Genomic DNA, 17,880 nt, shown 5'->3' on the forward strand with positions numbered 1-17,880 from the left:
GCGGCATCGTCCCGTTATCGGTGCCCGATTTCCGCCGCCAGTGTTGTCAGGTCCGGAATGACACGCGTGCCGTCGGGGAAGAAATGCTGCACATCCGGCGGGGAAATCCCGACAAAACCGATCCGCGTCGCGACGGCGGCATCGTAATCGGTGATGGCATCGCCGATCATTACGACGCGGTCACGGGAATACGGACCGTCAGACAGGAATTCTTCTATCCCTTCCTCTTTGGACATCGGCGATCCCCGCAGTCGGCGGAAGTATTTCGAAACACCTCGCCGGTCTGCGATGCGGTTTAATTCCGCTTCCGGCGTCCCGGAAATGACGTAGAAGGGAATCCGACAGGCAAACGTCTCCAGGAACGCTTCCGCGCCTGCTATCAGCGGGCAGATGCAGACCTTTTCTTCGACAAGCGCCGAATAGGCCGCGCAAAGTTCGTCGATCCTGGCCTGATCTGCGGGACGACCGATCAATTCCGCTTCGAAATAGGCGAACTTCTTCATGCGGGACATGCCGCCGTGATACCGTTGATAGGCTTCGACGGCATCCATTACATCCGCGCCGTATTCGCGGTACATGTCCCGAAAGGCCTCGACTTTCAATTCAACGGAATCGACGACCACCCCGTCGAAGTCGAATACCACCGCATCTACAGGCCCCGACAGCTCGATCGGCCGGGTTGCGGCCTCAGGCCGCGTCGCTGTCTCCATGCTTTCCTCCGCTCAGTTCGGGTTTTCGGCGGGCTTGGGCGGCACGATGGCGCCCCGGTGGCTGACGACCCACGCGGCCATCGCGCGGCCCTGTGCCGCCGCGGAGACCGGATCCTCCCCCATCAGACGATGGGCCAGATAGGCACCGTTGAAGCTGTCGCCGGCGGCAGTCGTATCGGTCGGCCGATCGACGCTCTGCCCATCGACGAGGACGTCCGGCTGCCCCGGAACCGCCACCAGGCTGGGCCCGGCCCCGTCCTTGACGACGATTTCCTCTACTCCGAACGACTTGCAAGTCTCGGCCACGGCGGCGGGTTGTGATCCAAAACCCAACGCGCCGGCATCTTCCAGGCTTGGCAGGCCGATGGTGCAGGCTCGAAACGCCCGTTCCATCCAAGATTTAGCCGTTTCCGTATCCGGCCATAGGGCGGGTCGGTGGTTCGTGTCGAAGGCGGTATGGCCGCCCGCCTCGCGAACGGCTTCCGCAATCGCAAGCAGGCCTTCCCGCCCGTCCTCGTCCAATATTGCGAGGCTGATGCCGGAGAAATAGAGCATGTCCGCGCGGCCGAGGGCTTCCGCCCAATTGTCCTGTTCAGGATGTTTGAACATGTCGCGTGCCGGTGCATTGACGCGCCAATAGTGAAAACTTCTCTCGCCGGCGCCATCCGTCTTGATCGCGTAAAGCCCGGGCAACCGGCCGGGAAAACGAAGCACAAGATCGGTGGACAGGCCCTCCGCCTGCCAAGCTGCAAGCATTTCATCCGAAAACGGGTCGTCGCCAAGGCCGGTGGCGTAGCCCACCTGTCCGTTTCCGGCCAATGCACGCGCCGCGTAAACCGCGGTATTCAACGTATCCCCGCCGAAGGTACGGGCCATCAGGGACGCACCGCCGGGGCCGGAGACAGTCTGCCCGGTCTCGCTCAATTCAATCATGCATTCGCCAACGCAGATCAGGGTCTTCACGTGCTTTGCCTTCTTGTCCCGGCCAAACCTTCACTGTTCGTTCAGGACTACACCGATTAACATCATGGATAAAGACGGCGCGTCGTTTACCGGCCGACAGGCCGCCGTCCTGCATAAACGGCCGAGGTAAGAGAGGCGCGCGTTCCATGGCACAGACACTGACCATCGCCCTTGTCGCACATGATGCAAGAAAGCCCGATCTGGTGTCATGGGTCCGCGACCATGAAAGCGATCTGTCGCCCCACAGCCTGGTTGCGACAGGAACGACCGGCGGGCTCATCCAGGCCGCCTGTCCTTCATTGAAAATCCGCCGCATGAACAGCGGTCCGCTTGGCGGTGATCAGCAACTCGGGGCTATGATCGCCGAAGGAAAACTGGACATGCTGTTCTTCTTCACCGACCCGATGACACCCTTGCCGCATGATGTCGATGTAAAGGCACTGACGCGACTGTCGGTGCTGTACGATATTCCGATGGCGTGTAATAGAGCGACAGCGGAGTTCTTGATCACGAGCCGCCATTTCGTCGACGGATACGAACGCCAGCCGACCGACGCGACCTTGCTGGCGCAATCGGTCAACAACTGAAAACATCCCCAGCGGAAACGCCGGTGCAGGAAGGGTTAGCCATGTCAGAGAAGATCGACCGGATTATCGCGGCGGCGCCGGTAATCCCCGTTGTGACCATCCGGGTGGTGGAGGATGCGGTTCCCCTGGCCCGCGCCCTGGCCGCCGGGGGCCTGCCCGCGGTCGAGGTGACGCTGCGCACCCCCGGATCCCTCGCCGCCCTGGAAGCGATCGCCAGGAATGTCCCCGAAGCCATCGCCGGCGCAGGAACAGTCCTGTCGAAGGGACAGGCGAAAGCGGCCGCCGAAGCCGGCGCGGCTTTCCTCGTCAGCCCAGGTGCAACAGAGGCGTTGATTCTCGGTATCCGGGAAATGGGCATTCCATGGCTACCCGGCGCGGCGACGGCCAGCGAAGTAATGCGGCTGCGGGAGGCCGGTTTCTACCGCCAGAAATTCTTCCCGGCGGAACAGGCCGGCGGCGCCGCCATGTTGAAAGGGTGGGGAGCGCCGTTGCCCGATGTGGTGTTCTGCCCGACCGGCGGCATTTCAGCAGCCAACGCGAAGGACTATCTGTCCCTTCCGAATGTCGGCTGCGTCGGCGGATCCTGGGTCGCGCCGTCGAAAATGATCGCTGAGAAGGACTGGGCCGGCATCACAGCCTTGGCACAGGCCGCCGCCGCGCTCCCCCGTTAATGCACCGTCACGCAACTGCAGGAAACCAATTGCAAAAGCTTGGAAGAGACACTTCCAAGCACCAGATCGTGCAACGGCCCATGTCCTCTCTTCCCGGTGACAATCATATCGGCATCAAGTTCCTGGGCGACGTCCAGGATCGCCACGACCGGATCGCCGTCCACGACACGGGTCGTGACCTTGCCCGCACCGGCCTGCCGCGCGACGGCTTCCGCTTCCCGCACGACATTCTCGCCGATCTTCATCAAGGCAACCTGCGGCACGCTATGTTCGGCGATTTCCCGCATTGCCGTCCTGACTTCGGCAGCGATCCTGGTATCGGCAACCGCCGGCGTCCGCACCGGCTCCGCGATATGCTCCACTTCGGCCATATGGCGGAGGTTGGCCGCGTCCTTATGTAGCAAGACATGAACGATTGTCAGGGCGGCATCGAATTTCCCAGCCAATGCGCCCGCCAAACGGGCCGCCCGCATCGATTGATCCGATCCGTCGACCGCGACCAGTATGTTTTTCAACACGTTTCTTCTCCCGAACAGACAAGGTACTGCAATTGGGCGCGCATACGCGCGTCCCTGCCTTGATATACGTCAAGCTTTTCGGGAATAGGTCAGACAGGCCGCTGGCCGTGCCGGGTCATTCGGGAAGCCATTCCTGCAGGACAAGTTCCAGGGTGATGCAGATGGCATTTTCACCACGAACGAATTTGCCGCCGTGTACCGTCTGGGCAGGCGTCGAAATGGTGCCGCGCAGGGTTGCGCCACCGGGACCGACCTCACCTGTCAGCGACAGGATCTCCACACCGGGCCCTTCATGAGTCGATTGCCGCCCGCCCGCTTCCAGGCAGGCGTCGATCAGGCTGCCGACCGCGCTGCGCACGACGGCGTGTGAAAACCCCGCCTGCTTCGCCGCGTCTTCTACCGCCGACACCATATCCAGATTGGGCCGCAGCCGGACAACGGCAACGCGTCCCAACCGCCCGGCCTGCAATTCAATGTCTGGCGCTTCCCTGGTCATGCAGCAATCTCCGGCACACGGCTCGGGTGAAAAATCGAAAAATTGGTTTCGGCATCATCACTGACAGCGAAAAGGACATCGTCATGCAGAACGGCGATGGCTCGGACGCCGCCCGACCCGACCGGGCACTCCCCCGGCGGGAGATGTCCGCCATGAACCTTGCCGCAGGATTCCGCCATCACCGCATGACCGTGCACCATCGGCATGCCCGCGGCATCCAGGCCGATAATGGCATTGCCCGAAAGCAGTTCTATCGGCCCCGCAAGCGGAGTCGGCTCACCGTATGTCGCAAGCCGGCGTCCTGTCGGGTCGGGCATGCCCGTGAAGAATTGCAGCCTGTCGATCGTGCCGCCGAGGAGGGTGATCCCCGCCCCCTTGCCGCCGAGGGAGAGAACCGCGTCGCGCAGGCCATTCAGCAGGTCGACCCCCTCGGTCAAAGCGATCAGCACATCGCGCGAGGACCCGCACATTTCCGTCAGGATACGAGGGGACTGGACCGGTCCCGGCTGTGTCATCTGTCGCATGAGATAAGGGCCCCGCCGACGTTGGAACGCCATTTGACGGGACCCTCATGGTATTCGTCAACACTCGGGACCAAGCCCGCCCCGCCCGAACAGGTTAGCGGATCGCTTCCAGGATCGAGCAATAGTTGGCGACGGCAGCACCGCCCATATTGAAGACGCCACCGACCTTGGCGCCGTCAACCTGGATGCCGCCGGCCTCGCCGCGCACCTGCATGGCGGTCAGGACGTGCATGGAAACGCCGGTCGCACCGATCGGATGCCCCTTCGCCTTCAACCCGCCTGAGGCGTTCACCGGCAATTTGCCGTCCTTCTGCGTCCATCCTTCCATCGCGGCCTTGGCGCCTTCACCCGGCGCGGTCAGGCCCATCGCTTCGTACTGCATCAGTTCCGCGATGGTGAAGCAGTCATGGGTTTCGACGAGGTCCAGGTCATCCAGGGTCATTCCCGCCTTTTCGAAGGCCCCTTCCCAGGCCTTCTGGCAGCCCGTCAGGAAGGTCATGTCGCGCTTGGACATGGGAAGCAGGTCATTGACCTGATTGCGAGCACGGAACATGACAGCTTTCTTCTTCGACATCGCCGTTTCGACATCCGTCAGAACCAGGGCGGCCGCCCCATCGGAAACCAGCGAGCAATCGGTCCGCTTCAAAGGACCGGCGACAACCGGGTTCTTTTCCGACACATTACGGCAGAACTCGAAGCCGAGATCCTTCTGCATCTGCGCCATCGGGTTTTCGCAGCCGTTCTTGTGGTTTTTCGCCGCGATCGTGGCCAGCGCATCGGACTGATCGCCGTATTTCTGGAAATAGGTACTGGCGATCTGGCCGAAGACACCGGCGAAACCACCCTCGGTTTCCGCTTCCTCTTTGACGTAGGAGGCGCTCAGCAGAATCTCACCGACCCGCGGGCCCTTGGTGTCTGTCATCTTTTCGACACCGACCACGAGCACATTACGGCCTTGCTTCGCCTCGATGAAATTAACGCCCTGATGGACTGCGGCGGACCCGGTCGCGCAGGCATTCTCGACACGCGTGGAAGGCTTCCAGCGCAGACCTTCAATGCCGTTCATCACCAGCGAGGAGCCGAAATCCTGCGCCGAGAAACCGCCATTGTAGAAACCGAGATAAATGGCATCGATGTCGCGCGGGTCCATCTCCGCATCTTTCAATGCCTTCGCGGCGACGTCGACAATCAGGGATTCGGCGGATTCGCCTTCCAGTTTGCCGAATTTCGAATGATGCCAACCGATGATGCATGCCGTCATAACGTCAGTATCCTTTCACTCACCCGCCGGCACAGGGTATCCGTGCCGCTTTCGCCAGTTCATTTGGTCGATTTTTTATCAGGCGGCGCGCCCCAGACCAAGTCCAAGACGCAGCAAGATGCCGTGACCTTGCGGAAACGCTATGCCGCGACGCGCGGCCGCGACCGGACACCGACGGACGCCGCCTCCGCAGCCGCCTGCACCGGCATCAACGGCACCGCATCCGGCACCGTATAGGGCACCTGGTAGATGACCTGGGCCTCCGGGAACCCCTTCAGTTCGAAGGTTCCATGCGGTTTGAACTGAAATCCCTTGCCCTGGCACAGGTCCCGCACGATCGACGAGACACAAATCTGGTTTGGATCGGTCTTGGACAACACGCGTGCGGCCAAGTTGACAGGCGTCCCGAAAATATCGCCGCTTTCGTGGATCGGCTCCCCCGCGCTGATCCCGACACGAACCTCGAACTCACGGTCGGGCATGACGCTGGAAAACCGCTTGAACCCGCGCTGCATCAGGATAGAGGCCTCGATCGCGTTATTCGCGGCCGGGAAGGTCGCCATGATCCCGTCGCCGGTGTGTTTGATCTCACGCCCACCATGTTTCTTGATACCTTCGCGGACGATTTCGTTATGCGCCCGGATGACATCCATCATCCAATGATCGCCGTTCTTCTGCTGTTTCGCGGTACTGTCCACGATATCGGTGAAGAATACGGCGACGAATTTCTCGCCCGTTTGCTGCTTCTCAGGCTTGTCGGCGTCGTCCGATGCGCTTTCTTCCTCCGGGGCGGCAGGCTGTTTCGCGGGCTTTCGCCATTCCGCCAGCGCCTCGTCCAGGCCCAGCGGTGCGTTGGGATCGACGATCCGTCGATAGGCGGCCGACCGCCCATGGCGGTACATGCCGAAATACCGGTCTTCAAGCAGATATTCTTCGATATTGGCGATGAAGCCGCGGGCCAGCTTTTCCGTATTGCCCAGCGACATCACGCGTTTCACCATGACGTCCAGTGCCGCCTTGCCGATGATCTTGAACTTGCGAGACAAAGCCTCGCCCGCCCCCGCGAAGAACAAGGTCAAGCCGAAGCGGGTATAATCATCCATGGTGGGACCAACGACGCGGCGGGCTTCGAGTTCCATACGCTCCAATTCGTCGGACATCGCTTCGGGATTGCCACCGTCGGCGCCATGAACGGGCGTCACTGACAATTCGCTGGCGACCTGTGCCTCTTCCGGCGGCAAGTCCGGATCGGCCTCGTATACGACGGTTTTCGGTTTCGGTTCCTCCGGCGGCGGCGGGATTTCCGCAGCCAAATCGTCCAGGGGCACGGGTTCTTCCAGCGCGACGGTGGATTCCAACCCATCTATGTCCCGGACCGGAACGATCGTGTCGATCAACGGTTTCTTGGTGCCGAAGGTCACGTATCGCCGCAACATCGGGACGAAGAAGGCGGCAAAGGACAGAATGAAAACGGCGATCAACGTGAATTGCGCGGCCTTGACGCTGATATTGATATCCTGCTCACGCGCCCAGGCAATCGAATGATACGAGCCGTATGCAATCAGGCCGGCGGGAATAAGGGAAATCAGGCAGACAAGGACAACCTTCAAAAGTATCTCGCCGATCGCATCGCGCTCATCCGCTTGCGGCGTCGGTTCCGGGATATCCCGCGGCGGCGGCGCCTTTTTCTTCGCCGCGGCCGCCGCTTCCGCTTTCTGTTTCCGGTTGAACGCCCGTTCGCGCTTTGCCGCGTCTTTCTTGGCGTTCGCGGCCACCGACCCTTCCGGTGCCGGCTCTCCGGAGCCGCCCTTGCCGCCGCTGGCGTTGGTGATCTGGCCAACGGGCGGGCGGGATTTCAGCGTGGGCGTGTAATAGACAACCGCCTCTTCCGACTGGTTTGTCGCCTTGTCGAAGGCTTCCCTGATCACACAGCTTGCGTCGAAACCGCCCGTGTCCAGTTGCTTGGCCTCTTCCACCGCCTGCTCACGGTCGTTGGGGCCGAAACGGGCATGGATCTGCCAGCGCCCGCCCTGCAGATAGTAGACTTCGAAAGAGACTAGCTTTTGACCGCTCATAGGCTTCCTTGAAGCATGCTCAACCCTTGATTGCGATTACGACCGCTGGTCGCTCGCCCATCACCGTCGCCTATTTCCGTTGTTTCCGTCCCCACACGGTATTCTATCACGGACCTGTCTACCCGACGGCAACCAATTATACCGTCTCGGGTGCCTATCTGGCTTCAAAAACGATCCAAATTCTCTCTATTTTTAGACGAGTGCCCCAACGTCGAAGTCGTCAGGAAACAATTCTATCGCCGGACAATGAAAAATGCACGGTATTCCTGTATTGCATATCGCAATACATGCATTTGTCTTTCCCAACATTTCGGGCAGGCGCAAAGGCAAGCCAGCCATTTGCAGACCAGCGGGATTAATCCCGATCACGCGATGCATTGCGCCGCAGGTCCAACCAATCAGGCACAGCGACCTGCAAGGGCACACCCCCAGCGGTCAGCGGCGTGTCGGAACCTGCCGCGTTCTCGACCGCCTCCAGGCGTAGCAGAGCGAGGCCAACCGCGCCGGCAACGCTTCTGATTTCTCCGGCGTCGCGCGCATCGAACAGGACCTGCGATCCCGGTTCCGGCACATCCGCGCCTTCATCGGCCAGGAAACGGACCGGCAGAAGGCGTTTCTTGACCAGACCGCGATACTTGGTGCGGGCGGTCAATTCCTGCCCCATATAGCAGCCCTTCTCCCAATCCACGCCGCTCAATTCATCGAAGCCGTTCTCAAGCAGGATCGCCTTGTCGGGAAGCATGTCCCTGGATCCGTCCGGAAGCCCCAACGGAATACGTACCGCGTCGTAATCTTCCCTGACGCCGACCCGATACCCGGCCTCCCGGGCCAAGGCATCGACCGATTTCGTCGTCAGCACGCGCCATCCCATCTCCGCGTGACGCGGATCCGGGAAGACAACCGCATCCTCAATCTCCGGCGCCGCGCCGAAGGCGGCCAGGACAGACCATCCCTCGGCGATCCCGAGCGCGATGTCGCTGCGCAGTTTGTATTTATGCAGGGTACGCCCCAGATCCATCAGGCGGTCACCGCCTTCACAGTCGATCAGGACCGTTTCACCGTCGGACGCGAGGAAGAAATCGTGCCGGTATTTGCCCTGTGGGGTCAGCAGCGCCGCCCAGACCGCGTGACCATCCGCCACACGCTCGACATTATTGCTGACAAGTCCCTGCAGGAATTCAATACGATCCGGACCGCTGACGGTGATCACGCCACGGTCGGTCAGGGGGATAAGTACGTTTTCGGTCATTTGCCCACCGGCACCACTCGAACTGAGAACAGGTTTAACATACACGTCAGCCGACCATATTCGGGCCGGCATCATGCGCGCCCCTAGGAACTATGTTGCCGCCGATGCGTTGGCAAGGCGTGCCCCTGCTAGTATATCGGCACTTCGGCCCGGACGGGTGCCGTGCCCGCACGGGCAGGACCGTCCCTTTTCATTCACGCGCCCATTCGCAAGGGACGCCATGCGCATTCTCTTCGTGTCATCCAATCGCATCGGCGACGCGGTCCTGTCTTCCGGCGTATTGGCGGCGCTCTACGAACGCTATCCGGACGCGCGTTTCACCATTGCCGCGGGCGCAGTCAGCGCCCCACTATTCGAAGACTTCCCCGCCCTGGAACGATTGATCGTTTTTGAGAAACAGCGAACACGCGGGCTTCACTGGGTCGATCTTTGGAAGCAGACGGCTTTTTCCTGGTGGTCCATCGTCGTCGACATGCGGCGCAGCGCAATCGGATGGATGGTTCCGCGTCATCGCCTCTACCGCGTGCCAAAGGCTGATGGTCCGATCCATCGCGTCGCCTTGGCCGGGGCCGCGATCGGCCGAGCATTGGACCCGCCTGCCCCGACGCTATGGGTCTCCAACGAGCGGGAAGAAAAGGCCCGGACCTTGATCGGCGAGGGTCCGGTAATCGCGATCGGACCGACGGCGAATTGGCAGGGCAAGATTTGGCCGGCCGATCGTTTCATCGACCTGATAGGCCGATTGCTCGACAACGATGGACCGCTGCCCGGCGCACGGATCGCGGTCATCGCCGCCCCATCGGAACGCGAACTGGCCGAGCCCGTCCTGCAGTCCATTCCGGAAGACAGACGCATCGCGCTCATGGACATGGCACTGCCAGACATCGTCGCCGCCCTGAAGCAGTGCCGCGCCTATATCGGAAACGATTCCGGGCTGATGCATATCGCGGCGGCCGTCGGCACGCCGACTCTGGGCCTCTACGGCCCGTCGAAGACGGAACTGTATGGCCCCTGGGGTCCCCACACCGCTTTCGTCCGGACCCGGGAAAGCTACGACGAACTGATCAGTCAGCCGGGCTACAATCGTCACACGACGGGCAGTCTGATGACCAGCATCACCGTCGATCAGGTCCACGAGGCCCTGACCGACTTGCTGAAACGCACCGGCGACTAAGCCTTCCTGGCCATGGCCCTGCGCATCTCCTTGCACTTCACATAAGTTTGCAAGGTGTAGGTTCCGGCACATAGGGCCAGGGCAAGACCGTAAGCCCCTTCCTTGTAGCCGCCGCGTTGAACGAAAAGCTTCCAGGACCGCGAAAAGAGGTGCCGGAACGCCTTGAAGAGGCTGGGGTCGCTATCGGCCGCCACGGCATCCCTGGCGGCCAGCGTGGTATAGCGATTGACCCGCGCGAAGGTCTCCGCCAGATCGCGATCGACTAGGTGTATCAACCCGTGTTTCAGGCGCCCGGACGCTCCCGACAATTCGATACTGGGATGGACGCGTTGCATGCCCCATCGCTTCTCGCCGGGGGTGAACAGACGGTTCGCGCTGTTGACGCCGATATAGGCACCCCAGCCATGGACGACTTCCTTGTCCCCGATGAAGTTGCGGACCGGAATGGCGTAGACACCGGGCGCCGCGGTTTCGATATGGGTCCTGATTTCAGATGCGAGTTCTGGCGTCACCCGTTCATCCGCATCGACCTCCACGATCCAGTCGCCCTTGCATGCTTCGATCCCGAGGTTCCGGCGTTCTCCTTCGATTTCCCAGGCGCCTTCTATCACGTTCACGCCCGCGCGCGTCGCGATCTCCTTCGATCGGTCCGTGCAGCGGTCCAGGACGACCACGACATCGTCGGCGAAGGTCAGACTGGCAAGGCAATCCTCGAGGTAATCTTCCTCGTTATGCGCGACGACCAGCGCCGACAGTTTTTTCGTGCCTGTGTTCATGTCGCGGAAACTACTGGGCGGCCCGCCCAGCGGCAAGCGGGACGGTACCTTCAGCGTATTTCTTTTCGCTTACGGCTTCCCGACTTGGGCTTCCTTGCTTTTCCAACAAACGCCATGTAAGCCGACCGAAGGCAGGCGCCGACGGTTGGCGTCGAACGGGGCTGCCCCCAAAATATCTTTAGCGACCGGTTGAGGCGATACGTTGGTTGGACTTGCCAGCAGGAGCGAACGGGCAACCGCCCGTCCGGCGGTGCGGTGAAGGTTCTTCAAATCATGGCCGGGGCCAAGATCGGCGGCGCGGAAGCGTTTTTCGAGCGCCTGTGCGTGGCGCTGGCGAATGCGGGAACTGAACAACACGCGGCCATTCGAACCCATGACAGACGCGCCCGTCTGTTGGCGGAAGCCGGCATTCCCGTGACCGAATTGCGCTTCGGCGGAATGTTGGACTTCCTGTCCGGTCGGCGTCTGAACGCCCTTGCCCGGTCCTTCCAACCCGACGTCGCCCTTGCCTGGATGAGCCGCGGTGCGGCCTATATGCCGCCGGGTCCTTTCGTGAAGGCGGCCCGGCTGGGCGGTTACTACGATCTGAAGTATTTCCGCCGATGCGACCATCTGATCGGCAATACGCCGGATCTTCGGGACTATCTGATCAAACAGGGCTGGCCCGAAGAAAGAACCTGGTACCTGCCGAATTTCGTCGACGACCGCGCACTTCCGCCTCAGGACCGCGCCGACCTGGATACGCCCAACGACGTTCCCTTGCTGCTCTGCCTGGGCCGGCTTCACCGCAACAAAGGGTTCGACATCGCCTTGCAGGCCCTTGCCGAGCTGCCCGGCGCCTATCTGTGGATCGCCGGCGAAGGGCCGGAGCGGGACGCATTGACACAACAGGCCGCGCAATTGGGTGTAACCGACCGTGTTCGGTTCCTGGGCTGGCGCGATGACGTCCCCGCCCTTCTGGCGGCGGCCGACATATTCCTGTGCTCTTCGCGCCATGAACCGTTGGGGAACATGGTGCTGGAGGCCTGGGCGCACGGCATTCCCGTCGCCGCCGCCGCCTCGCAAGGACCGGGACAGTTGATCGATCATGGGGTCAACGGGTTGCTCTGCCCTGTCGAGGATGCAGCGGCCTTGGCGAAAGCCGCCGACTCGCTCATCAAGGATGCGGCCCTCGCCCAGGATCTGGCCGGCGCGGGCAACGCCGCCTATCGCGGGCAATATACAGAAGGACATGTGGTGCAGCAGTACCAGGACTTCTTCGATACCATCACCGCCGACCGAACCGCCCGAAACACCGTGGGAGGTGACTGATGTGCGGCATTGCCGGTGTCATGATGCGGCAGGGGGCTTCCGTCTCGCCGAAAACCCTGGATGCATTGGTCTCCGCCCTTCAGCATCGCGGACCTGACGGCTCCGGCCGGCACGTGGCCGGCGATGTCGGGCTTGTCCAGACAAGGCTGGCGATCATTGATCTACAGACCGGCGACCAACCGCTCTATGAGCCGGGCGGCGCCGCCCTTGTCGCGAATGGCGAGATCTACAACTACGTCGAACTACGCCAGCAAATGGTGGATACGCCGTTCCAGACACAATCGGACTGTGAGGTGCCGCTGTGGCTGTATCGGCGTGACGGTGCCGATTTCGCCCGCGACTTGCGGGGCATGTATGCGATCGCCATTCACGACCCGGCCCAGGCACGCCTCGTTCTTGCCCGCGACCCGTTCGGCATCAAGCCGCTATATTACGTCGAGCGCGAGGACCTGTTCGCCTTTGCATCCGAACCCCAGGCCCTGATCGCCGCCGGGCTGGTAAAACCGGCGATCGAAGAACGACAGCGGGAAGAACTGCTTCAGCTTCAATTCACGACCGGCGGACAAACGATTTTCAGCGGCATCAAGCGAGTCCTGCCCGGTGAGACCGTCGTCGTCCGGGGCGGGCGGATCGTGGAGCGCCGACAACGGGACGCGCTGCCGACCGGCGGCCCGGAACAGATCGGGATGGAGGACGCTGTTAAACGGCTGGATACGGCCCTGACCGACAGCGTGCTGGTGCATCAACGTTCGGATGTTCCCTATGGACTGTTCCTGTCCGGCGGCATCGACAGCACCGCGATCCTGGCCTTGATGGCGAAATTGAACGACCAGCCCGTCGTTGCCTTCACCGCGGGTTTCAGCGGCGGCAAGGTGCATGACGAACGCGATCATGCCCGCATGCTGGCGAAGAAGGTCAATGCGGAACATCACGAGATCGATTTCGGTGAGGACGATTTCTGGTCGATGCTGCCGCGCGTCGCTGCGGCGGTCGACGACCCCGCCGCCGATTATGCCGTTCTGCCGACCTGGAAGCTGGCGCAAACCGCCGCCCAGGGATTGAAAGTCATTCTATCCGGCGAGGGCGGTGACGAGATCTTCGCGGGGTATGGCCGGTACCGCAGCGTATTGCGGCCCTGGTATCTTGGCGGAAGAACGATCCGGCATCGCGGGAATTTCCACGGACTGGACGTCTTGCGGGAGAACAGGACGGATTGGCGCGACGGCATTGCGACGACGGAAGCCGTGTCCCACGCCCAGGGCCGCAGCAAACTGCAAGCGGCCCAAGCAGTGGATGCCACGGATTGGCTGTCGAACGATCTGCTGACCAAGCTGGACCGTTGCCTGATGGCGCATGGATTGGAAGGCCGCACCCCCTTCCTGGACCCGGTGGTCGCGGAGGCCGCCTTCCGACTGCCGGACAATCTGAAAATCCGGAAAGGGCTTGGAAAATACGTTCTTCGACAATGGCTGAGCAGCGTGATGCCGGAGGCGGAACCGTTTTCCAAAAAACGCGGATTCACCGTGCCCGTCGGGGATTGGATCGCGTCGGAGAGCGCCCGTCTCGGCACGCTGATGGAAGAGCAGGAAGCCATCCAGCGGGTCTGCAAGCCGGGCCGGGTGAAGGACCTCTTCGCCGCCGGCGACAAACATAAAGGCTTCGCGGCGTGGATCCTGCTTTTCTATGCGCTGTGGTCGAAGCACCACATCCAGGGTGTGGATATCAGGCAGGCATCCGTTTTCGACGCCCTGGCCGCGCGGTAGGCGGGCCGGTTCGGATCAATCGCGTTTCTTCTGGCGCCGGTCATAGGCCGACAGCGCAGTATTGATTTCGCCGGCCATGGTTGCCGCGTCGCTGGTCGGATGAAAACCGAGTAGAATGGCGTCCGAAACCGGTTTCAGCAGGCTGACATCCTTCGTGCTGGGCGACATCAGATTATCCAGCAGGCGTTCGACGACATCGATCATGTTATTGCACAGATTGCTCACATGTTCGTATTCGGTGCCCATCATGCGCTCGGCGGTGTCTCGACTTATCGTCAGCACCTTGCGCAAATTGTCCTCGAGTTCCGGATCGTCCAGCCGATTTTCGGCCAATGCGGGCAGAATGAGACCGACCAGGAAACAGATCTGAAAAGCATTCCGTTTCAGGCGCTGATCGTTGATCGTATTCTGCGCCCGGTTGACCAGGGCGGTCAGCTTCGTCGGGTCGATCCTCTCGCCGCTGATCTTGGCGCTCAACGTATTCGGAACCTCGATCAAGGGAATATCGGACCCGCGCGACGAGTCCTTGCGTCGATCCGGCCCGATATAATCGCTGGTCACCACAAAGGGTTTCCGATTGTCGGTCAGGACCTTGATCCGGTCGACAAGCTGCTGCGGCGAAATGGGCTTCACAAGCAGATCGTCGGTGCCCGAATTGGCAACGCCCTGAACCAGCATCTCGGTCGGGCGCCACATGGTGACGATGAAGGGAATGAAGGGATTGTTGCCGATATTCCCGTACCGGACGTCGTGGATCAGCTCAGCGACGCTGCCGCCCTTTGTTTCCGCATCGATGATTACGAGATCCGGCGCGCGGGTCATCAACAGTTGGCGCACCTGTCCAACATTCTCGACGTCCAGGACGTTCTCGAACTTCTCGTTGCGCAAGGCCAAGCGGATGTTCGAGCGCAGCTGCCGTTCCGGCTCACCGAACAGTATCTCGACATTCCTGCGCGTATCCGGTCGTCGACCGAGATCCACCATCGTTACCAACTACGTCCACAAATCTCCCCGTCGGATCGACAATCTCACACTGTCGGCGGACTGTCCAACCCGCAGGGAACAGCGCAAAACCGGGATCTTGCCGGTCTTACGCGATTAGACGGTTACAATCCTGCCTACCGCCGGGGATGCTTGATCGCGGCCTGTGCCGCGGCCAAACGCGCGATCGGAACACGGAAGGGAGAACAAGAAACGTAGTTCAGCCCGACGCTCTGACAGAAATCGATCGATTTCGGATCGCCGCCATGTTCGCCGCAGATGCCGACCTTGAGGTCCGGCCGGGTGGCCCGCCCGCGTTCCTTGGCGATCGAAATCAATTCCCCGACCCCGTCGACGTCTAGCGTCTGGAACGGGTCCTGTTCGATGATGCCGCGCTTTTCATACGCCCCAAGGAACCCACCGGCGTCGTCGCGGCTGATACCCAGCGTCGTCTGGGTCAGGTCGTTCGTCCCGAAGCTGAAAAATGCCGCGGTTTCCGCGATCGTACCCGCCTGCAGGGCGGCGCGCGGCAATTCGATCATGGTTCCGACCGTATAGACCGGCTCGATGCCCTTTTCCTGGCCGACCTGCTTTGCGACGCGGTCGATGACATCCTTCAGAAGGTCCAACTCCTTGCGGATACCGACCAGCGGAACCATCACTTCGATCTGCGCCGGCTCACCGGTCGCCTCGGCGGCCTCGATCGCCGCCTCGAAGATCGCGCGGGCCTGCATTTCGCAGATCTCGGGATAGGAGTTGAGCAACCGGCAGCCGCGATGGCCCAGCATGGGATTGGATTCGTGCAGTTGAGCGGCGCGGCGGCGCACCTTTTCAACGCTGACGCCGATCGCCGCGGCGACTTCGTCGAATTCCGCCTTTTCACGCGGCAGGAATTCATGCAGCGGCGGGTCGAGCAAGCGCACCGTGACGGGTAATCCCTTCATGATGCTGAAAAGCTCGACGAAGTCCGCTTTCTGCATCGGCAGGATCTTGTCCAGCGCGGTGCGGCGGCCTTCCTCGGTTTCGGCCAGGATCATCTCGCGTACCGCGGTGATACGATCGCCCTCGAAGAACATATGCTCGGTCCGGGCGAGGCCGATTCCCTCGGCGCCGAAGTCGCGCGCAGTGCGGACATCTTCCGGCGTTTCCGCATTGGCGCGGATGCCCAGGTCCCGAATCTCATCCGCCCACTCCATGATGCGCGCGAAATCGCCGCTCAATTCCGGCTGAACCGTTGGCACCCGGCCGCTCATGACCTGGCCCGCAGCCCCATCGATGGTGATCCAGTCGCCTTCCTTGACGGTCACACCGCCCACGGTGAAGGTCCCGGCCTTGTAATCGATGGAGATATCGCCGGCACCCGCCACGCAAGGGCGGCCCATGCCGCGCGCGACCACGGCCGCATGGGATGTCATACCGCCCCGCGTCGTCAGGATACCTTCCGCCGCATGCATGCCGTGAATGTCTTCCGGCGATGTTTCGATCCGGACCAGCATGACCCTGTCGCCGTTCTGGGCACGTTTTTCCGCATCGTCCGCGTTGAATACGACCTGACCGCTTGCCGCGCCCGGACTTGCGGGCAGACCGGTGCCGATGACCTGCCGTTCCGCGTCGGGATCCAGCATCGGGTGAAGAATCTGGTCGAGCGACTGCGGTTCGATCCGCGACACCGCGGTTTCCTTGTCGATCAGGCCTTCGTCGACCATGTCGCAGGCGATCTTGATCGCCGCCTTGCCGGTGCGCTTGCCGGATCGGGTCTGCAGCATGAACAGCTTGTTCTTCTGCACCGTGAACTCGATGTCCTGCATGTCGCGGTAGTGTTTTTCCAGCGTCCCGCGTACCTGGTCGAGTTGCTGGAAGACTTCCGGCATCACCTCTTCCATGGCCGGCAGGGTGGAATGCTGCATTTCCTTGCCGACAATCGTCAGGTTCTGCGGCGTACGGATACCGGCCACGACATCCTCGCCCTGGGCGTTCACGAGGTATTCGCCGTAGAAGCGATTATCGCCGGTTGACGGATCGCGGGTGAAGGCAACGCCGGTCGCGCAATCCTCACCCATATTTCCGAACACCATGGCCTGGACGTTCACCGCCGTGCCCCAGTGGTCGGGAATATCGTGAAGCTTACGGTAGACCACCGCGCGGTTCGTCTGCCAGCTGCTGAAGACGGCGCCGACCGCGCCCCAAAGCTGGTCCTGGACATCCTGCGGGAAAGGCTTGCCCAGCGCGTCCTCGACGGTCGTCTTGTACTCGCCGATCAGTTCCTTCAAATCGTCCGCCGACAGTTCCGTATCCTGGGTAACGCCGCGCAGGTCCTTCTTGATTTCCAGAAGATCTTCGAAATCGTGATGGTCGACGCCCAGAACCACGTCAGAATACATCTGAATGAACCGGCGGTAGCTGTCATAGGCGAAACGGGGGTCGCCGCTCGCCTCCGCAAGGCCTTCGACCGTCTGATCGTTCAATCCCAGGTTCAGGACGGTGTCCATCATGCCGGGCATCGATGCGCGGGCACCGGACCGGACCGAGACCAGCAGCGGATTTTTCGGATCGCCGAGTGTGGTTCCGACAATGCCCTCCACCGCCTTCAACGCGGCAGCAACTTCAGACTCCAGTTCGGCCGGATAGCATTCGCCATGCTGATAGTAGTAGGTGCAGACCTCGGTCGTGATCGTGAAACCCGGCGGCACCGGAAGCCCGATGCTGGACATCTCGGCGAGATTTGCCCCCTTGCCCCCCAGTAGGTTGCGCATTTCCGCGCTACCCTCAGCAGTGCCATTACCGAAGCTGTAGACCCACTTGGTCATCGATCAGTACCCTT

At 61.6% G+C, this 17,880-nt stretch carries 16 protein-coding genes; 5 read left to right on the top strand and 11 right to left on the bottom strand.

The genetic code is table 11. The annotated features are described in order from the left end of the window. Nucleotides 1–14: 14 nt before the first annotated feature. Entirely contained in the window at nt 15–710 is a 696-nt protein-coding gene (locus ACQK2G_RS16285) for an HAD family hydrolase (protein ID WP_425406091.1), read from the bottom strand. Between the two features lie 12 nt (nt 711–722). Next, nucleotides 723–1,673, bottom strand: a complete 951-nt coding sequence (locus tag ACQK2G_RS16290; protein ID WP_425406092.1) for a sugar kinase — start codon at nt 1,671–1,673, stop codon at nt 723–725. Nucleotides 1,674–1,819: 146 nt separating this feature from the next. Between ACQK2G_RS16290 and ACQK2G_RS16295 the strand changes: the two genes are divergently transcribed. Then, nucleotides 1,820–2,260, top strand: a complete 441-nt coding sequence (locus ACQK2G_RS16295; protein ID WP_425406093.1) for a methylglyoxal synthase — start codon at nt 1,820–1,822, stop codon at nt 2,258–2,260. A gap of 41 nt (nt 2,261–2,301) precedes the next feature. Continuing rightward, nucleotides 2,302–2,931: a bifunctional 4-hydroxy-2-oxoglutarate aldolase/2-dehydro-3-deoxy-phosphogluconate aldolase gene (gene eda / locus ACQK2G_RS16300; RefSeq protein ID WP_425406094.1), complete on the top strand. Its 630-nt coding sequence runs from the start codon at nt 2,302–2,304 to the stop codon at nt 2,929–2,931. Here eda and ACQK2G_RS16305 read toward each other — a convergent pair. The 6 genes from ACQK2G_RS16305 to ACQK2G_RS16330 all read right to left on the bottom strand — a co-directional run bounded on the left by ACQK2G_RS16305 (nt 2,928) and on the right by ACQK2G_RS16330 (nt 9,054). Continuing rightward, nucleotides 2,928–3,449, bottom strand: coding sequence for a universal stress protein (locus ACQK2G_RS16305; RefSeq protein ID WP_425406095.1), 522 nt, complete (start codon nt 3,447–3,449; stop codon nt 2,928–2,930). The two genes, eda and ACQK2G_RS16305, sit on opposite strands and share 4 nt — an antisense overlap. A 115-nt stretch (nt 3,450–3,564) precedes the next feature. Then, nucleotides 3,565–3,945, bottom strand: coding sequence for a PPC domain-containing DNA-binding protein (locus ACQK2G_RS16310; protein WP_425406096.1), 381 nt, complete (start codon nt 3,943–3,945; stop codon nt 3,565–3,567). Then, nucleotides 3,942–4,469 (bottom strand): PCC domain-containing protein, encoded by a 528-nt coding sequence (locus ACQK2G_RS16315; RefSeq protein WP_425406097.1) that lies wholly within the window; start codon nt 4,467–4,469, stop codon nt 3,942–3,944. Before ACQK2G_RS16315 ends, ACQK2G_RS16310 begins: the two co-directional genes overlap by 4 nt. A gap of 94 nt (nt 4,470–4,563) precedes the next feature. Next, nucleotides 4,564–5,730, bottom strand: coding sequence for an acetyl-CoA acetyltransferase (locus ACQK2G_RS16320; RefSeq protein WP_425406098.1), 1,167 nt, complete (start codon nt 5,728–5,730; stop codon nt 4,564–4,566). Between the two features lie 140 nt (nt 5,731–5,870). Then, the gene (locus ACQK2G_RS16325) at nt 5,871–7,805 is read right to left on the bottom strand and encodes an adenylate/guanylate cyclase domain-containing protein (protein ID WP_425406099.1); all 1,935 of its coding nucleotides are present in this window, start codon (nt 7,803–7,805) and stop codon (nt 5,871–5,873) included. A 355-nt stretch (nt 7,806–8,160) separates the two neighbouring features. Further along, on the bottom strand, nt 8,161–9,054 hold the full coding sequence (locus ACQK2G_RS16330) for a YgfZ/GcvT domain-containing protein (RefSeq protein WP_425406100.1): 894 nt from the start codon (nt 9,052–9,054) through the stop codon (nt 8,161–8,163). Between the two features lie 220 nt (nt 9,055–9,274). Between ACQK2G_RS16330 and ACQK2G_RS16335 the strand changes: the two genes are divergently transcribed. Next, nucleotides 9,275–10,228 carry a glycosyltransferase family 9 protein gene (locus ACQK2G_RS16335; protein ID WP_425406101.1) on the top strand — a complete coding sequence of 318 codons (954 nt, stop codon included), beginning with the start codon at nt 9,275–9,277 and terminating at the stop codon, nt 10,226–10,228. Here the strand turns inward: ACQK2G_RS16335 and ACQK2G_RS16340 are convergent. Continuing rightward, nucleotides 10,225–11,004: a glycosyltransferase family 2 protein gene (locus tag ACQK2G_RS16340; RefSeq protein WP_425406102.1), complete on the bottom strand. Its 780-nt coding sequence runs from the start codon at nt 11,002–11,004 to the stop codon at nt 10,225–10,227. The two genes, ACQK2G_RS16335 and ACQK2G_RS16340, sit on opposite strands and share 4 nt — an antisense overlap. Nucleotides 11,005–11,259: 255 nt before the next feature. On the opposite strand from ACQK2G_RS16340, the gene ACQK2G_RS16345 reads away from it, so the two are divergent. Together ACQK2G_RS16345 and asnB are read left to right on the top strand one after the other, a co-directional pair. Then, nucleotides 11,260–12,315: a glycosyltransferase gene (locus tag ACQK2G_RS16345; protein WP_425406103.1), complete on the top strand. Its 1,056-nt coding sequence runs from the start codon at nt 11,260–11,262 to the stop codon at nt 12,313–12,315. Next, complete coding sequence (asnB, locus tag ACQK2G_RS16350) at nt 12,315–14,078, top strand: asparagine synthase (glutamine-hydrolyzing) (RefSeq protein WP_425406104.1); 1,764 nt, start codon at nt 12,315–12,317, stop codon at nt 14,076–14,078. Before ACQK2G_RS16345 ends, asnB begins: the two co-directional genes overlap by 1 nt. A 15-nt stretch (nt 14,079–14,093) precedes the next feature. Here the strand turns inward: asnB and ACQK2G_RS16355 are convergent, their stop codons facing one another. Then, nucleotides 14,094–15,062 carry a response regulator gene (locus tag ACQK2G_RS16355; protein ID WP_425407656.1) on the bottom strand — a complete coding sequence of 323 codons (969 nt, stop codon included), beginning with the start codon at nt 15,060–15,062 and terminating at the stop codon, nt 14,094–14,096. A 134-nt stretch (nt 15,063–15,196) separates the two neighbouring features. Next, a complete protein-coding gene (gene ppdK / locus ACQK2G_RS16360; RefSeq protein ID WP_425406105.1) occupies nt 15,197–17,866 on the bottom strand; it encodes a pyruvate, phosphate dikinase in 2,670 nt (889 codons plus the stop codon). Nucleotides 17,867–17,880 lie beyond the last annotated feature (14 nt).

Origin of the sequence: Hwanghaeella sp., assembly GCF_965227365.1 — a bacterium.
Classification (GTDB): domain Bacteria; phylum Pseudomonadota; class Alphaproteobacteria; order UBA8366; family Aestuariispiraceae; genus Hwanghaeella.